The 732-nt window shown below is 44.7% G+C and carries 1 protein-coding gene; it reads left to right on the top strand.

What is annotated here, in order from left to right; translation table 11 throughout:
- The coding region (locus A3762_RS03590; RefSeq protein WP_068754126.1) for a mannose-1-phosphate guanylyltransferase/mannose-6-phosphate isomerase at nucleotides 1-732 on the top strand (732 nt) is incomplete at both ends.

Raw genomic sequence — 732 nt, 5'->3', positions numbered from 1 at the left:
TGGCTATATCAAAGCATCGACCATTAGTGCTGATGGCACGGGTGATGTCGAGCAGTTTGTCGAAAAACCAGATCTTGAAACGGCGCAATCTTATCTCGCTGATGGCAATTATTTATGGAACAGCGGCATGTTTATGTTCAAGGCTTCTGTGTTTTTAGAAGAACTTGAAAAGTTTCGTCCTGATATTGCGCAAGCCACGAAAGCAGCCTTTGATGGCCGACGCCAAGACTTAGACTTTACTCGTTTGGATGAAGCGAAGTTTGAAGCGTGTCCCGACGAGTCAATCGATTACGCCATTATGGAGAAAACTGAACAAGCCTTGGTTGTTTCTTTAGATGCAGGCTGGAGTGATGTGGGTTCGTGGTCGTCATTATGGGAAGAATCTGAGCAAGACGAGGATGGTAATTCACTTCGTGGTGATGTGCTTGCGTATGAGTCAAAAAATAATCTGTTATTTAGCGACCACAAATTAATTGCAACGGTGGGAGTTGAAAATTTAGTGGTTGTCGATACACCTGATGCCGTTCTTGTGAGCACAAAAGATAAAGTACAAGATGTGAAAAAAGTTGTCGACCGTTTGAAACAAGAAGGACGCTCAGAGGCGACGATTCACCGTGAAGTCATGCGCCCTTGGGGCTTTTATGATTCGATTGATAAGGGAGAGCGCTTTCAAGTGAAGCGTATTACGGTCAATCCGGGTGAGAAATTGTCGCTGCAAATGCATCACCATCG

Source organism: Oleiphilus sp. HI0125 (assembly GCF_001635355.1).
Note: the sequence above shows the minus strand (reverse complement) of the source record. Positions and strands in the feature narration are given on the sequence as shown.